General features: G+C 50.1%; 3 protein-coding genes. All 3 read left to right on the top strand.

What is annotated here, in order from left to right; translation table 11 throughout:
- Positions 1-159 precede the first annotated feature (159 nt).
- The 3 genes from ACYPWY_RS15795 (at position 160) to ACYPWY_RS15785 (ending at position 3,131) form a co-directional block, all read left to right on the top strand.
- Entirely contained in the window at positions 160-1,230 is a 1,071-nt protein-coding gene (locus tag ACYPWY_RS15795; protein WP_459686507.1) for a DUF3575 domain-containing protein, read from the top strand.
- Between the two features lie 132 nt (positions 1,231-1,362).
- Positions 1,363-2,247, top strand: a complete 885-nt coding sequence (locus tag ACYPWY_RS15790) for a FimB/Mfa2 family fimbrial subunit (protein WP_459686506.1) — start codon at positions 1,363-1,365, stop codon at positions 2,245-2,247.
- Between the two features lie 47 nt (positions 2,248-2,294).
- A complete protein-coding gene (locus ACYPWY_RS15785) occupies positions 2,295-3,131 on the top strand; it encodes a fimbrillin family protein (RefSeq protein WP_459686505.1) in 837 nt (278 codons plus the stop codon).
- The last annotated feature ends 86 nt before the right edge of the window (positions 3,132-3,217 follow it).

The following is a 3,217-nucleotide window of genomic DNA, read 5'->3' as shown; positions in this document are numbered from 1 at the left end:
CCCGCCCGCCCTCTTTGTTGGAAAAGGCGCAAAGATACTGAAAATATTTCATTTACGGCAAAACCATTTACATCCCCGGCGCTTTACTGTCTGTCGGGGCTTTTCTGCGTTTTATGTCCCTCAAGTCCGAATTTCAATAATCAACATATAATGTACAGTATGAAAAAAGTATTTATAGCAGGAGTTTTTGCATTGTTCTGCCTTGCCGTTCACGCGCAGGCGCAAAACGTCTATGTCTTCACCTTTGCCCCCGGCAGTTCGGAGTTTTCGCTCTCGCAGGGCGACAACCGCGCCGAACTGCAACGCCTGAAAGCGGAAGTAACCGCGCGATACCAACAGATTTACGGCGACACGCTGGCAGTGTTCGTAAAAGGCTACTGCAAAGACAACTTTCCTTTGGCGACCATCCGCAGCAACCGTATCAAGTCGGTTTTGATAACCGAAGCCGGTATGCGCGAGGAGTTTTTCGTTACCGACAACAGCGCAGGCTCAATGGACGGTAAAACCAACCTCGCCCGCGTGGAAGTGCGCATCCCGCAGCCGCAAGAACGCTTGGCGGAAAATATCGAACGCCGCAAAAAAGCAGGCGAGCCGATTTACGGCACGGTGAGCATGGAAGCGCAGGAACAGTTGGTTGAACAGCCTGCCGTCAAGGAAAAAAAACCGGTGCAAAAGCCGGAACAGCCGCAATCGGTAGAAGAAACGCAACCGCTTGTGCCGCCCGCTGTCGCTGAAAAGGATTACGACGGCAAATTTTCCATCCGCACCAACCTTCTCTATTGGCTTGCCGCCACACCCAATTTGGGTGTTGAATGGAAACCATCCAATAATATGGGTGTATTGGTAAACGGTTTGTGGAGCCACTGGATATGGAGCGGCGAAGACAACCATCATCGTACATGGATGGTACAGCCCGAAATACGATATTATTTGGGCGAAAGCAAGCGCTGGTTTATCGGTGCAGAAGGACATATCGTCGAATTTAACTTCAAGTTCAAGGACACCGGCTATCAGGGCGATGCCATCGGCGGCGGATTGACAGGCGGCTACAAACTTCGCCTAAGTGAAGTCTTCGACCTTGATTTCAGCCTCGGATTGGGCTATACCCAACTGAAATACGATACCTACTACCGCAGTCGCGAAGTGATGGTACTGAAAGAAGGCGGATTGAAAAAGAACGTATTTGCGCCCACACAGTTAGGAGTTTCACTGATTTGGAAAATAAAATAGTCTTGAACCTTGATTTATAGGATTAAAAGATTAACATGATAATGGAAATAACGATAATAATAATGAATCCTGATAATCCTTTAATCAAGAAAATCATGGTTCAGACATTAAATGATTAAAAAAGCAAACAATATGATACATTGCAGAAAAAATAAAAGTTCAAACAACAAGATTATCCCGGCAATCTTAATAATCTTGTTGCAAATCGTGGTTCAGACAAGTTGCGTGAAGGAGCCGCTCTACAACACCGACCACCCCAATCACGGCAGAATCATATCCCTCACCACCGACTGGACAAACCGCGGCGAGGGCATCAATATCCCGGACAACTATACGGTAGCCATCTCCTCCCCCTTGGGGGGAGGCTGGGTGGGGGCTTTATCCGGCACAACCAACGAAGTAAACAACTACTTTGAAGCGGGCGCATACCATATTAATATATGGAATCCGGCAAACAACATTTCGGTAGCCGGAACAACTGCTGCGGCTGATTACAGCAGCGAATTGGGCTGGTTTTTCACCGGCGCGCAGGACGTTGTCATTGAAAAAGACAAAGACCACGCCTTTACCGTCGCCATGCACCAGCAAGTACGGCAGCTGACCCTCGAACTGGACGTGCAAGGCAATGTTGCCGACCGCATTACAGGCATTACAGCCACCCTTTCGGGCGTGGCGGGCGCAATCGGTATCGACAACGGCAACCCCGTGGGAGACCCGGTTGCGGTTGTGCCTGTATTTGTCCGGCAACCCGACGGCAAATATACCGCCGTCCTGCGCCTGCTCGGTATTCAGGGCAATGCGCAAACGCTGACCCTGACCCTGCATTTCAACGGCGGCGTACCCGCTGATATTACGGTAAATTCCGGTTTGTCGGAAAAAATAGCGCCCTTCAATGCCGACAAGAAAACGCCGTTTACCCTCAAGGCAGGAGTAACGGTAACAGCAACCGTATTGGGCGTTGCCGCGGAAATTTCCGACTGGGAAAACGCCGGAAACGAAACAGTAGTAGCAAATTAATTTAACAATAACAATTATTCATGTATTATTTAAAAAAACAAATCACAATGAACAAATGTAAATTTTTAGCAATCGCCGCCATTGCAGCGGCAACAGTAATGACTTCGTGCAGCAAGGACGAAGTCGAAAACAACAACGCGGACGGCAAGCTGTCCTTTGCCTCGCAAGTGAGCAACGACCCGCAAGCCCGCGCCACTTCCGGCAACACTTGGGACGGCGGGGAAACGGTAATCGTAAATGTAAGCGGAACAGAATATCCATTTGAGGTGGCGGCGGCAGACCGCAGTACGCTTACCAGCGCCACATTGTACTGGAACGACTACACTTCCATTGACGCTTATGCGTACTATCCGGAAGTGTACACTTATGACACCGACCAGAGCGACGGTAACGGCATACAGGACGCCGACTTTATCTTTGCAGACAAGGTTACGGGAATTACCCGCACCAACTGGGGAACCCAAACACTGACGTTCAAGCACAAGACGGCAAAAGTATCCGTCGTTACGCTCACTGCCGGTGCCGGTTTAGCTGCAGGCGATTTAACCGGCGCAACAGTCACGTTTTACGGTTATACCGCATTAGCCGCTATGGACATCACCGGCGCAAATCCCACCGGAGCCATTACAGGTAGCACAATAGGCGAGATTACGCCCGACGCCGGCAACACCGCATTGCTGTTGCCCGTTACACTGACAAGCGAAAACATTTTCAAAGTAACGCTTGCAAGCAGTCAGGAGTACTATTATAAAAGCAGCTATACTTTTGAAGCGGGAAAATCGTATCAGTTTACCGTTCAGGTGGATAAAACCAGCCTGACCGTTAAAAGCGCTAACATTCTGGATTGGGACAGTCCCATTGCAGGCAGCGGCACAGCCGAGTAAAAAGCGGCAGCCGGTCCGGGCGCAATGCGTAAGCCCGGCGCGTAATGAACAGTGTTCCCGCTTCGCGGCGGGAACCGGCGCAAAAG

This window comes from Viscerimonas tarda (assembly GCF_054601255.1).
Note: the sequence above shows the minus strand (reverse complement) of the source record. Positions and strands in the feature narration are given on the sequence as shown.

Excerpts from the sequence above, each read along its gene's own strand:
- ACYPWY_RS15795 (WP_459686507.1), top strand. The coding sequence starts at position 160 with ATGAAAAAAGTATTTATAGCAGGAGTTTTTGCATTGTTCTGCCTTGCC.
- ACYPWY_RS15790 (WP_459686506.1), top strand. The coding sequence starts at position 1,363 with ATGATACATTGCAGAAAAAATAAAAGTTCAAACAACAAGATTATCCCG.
- ACYPWY_RS15785 (WP_459686505.1), top strand. The coding sequence starts at position 2,295 with ATGAACAAATGTAAATTTTTAGCAATCGCCGCCATTGCAGCGGCAACA.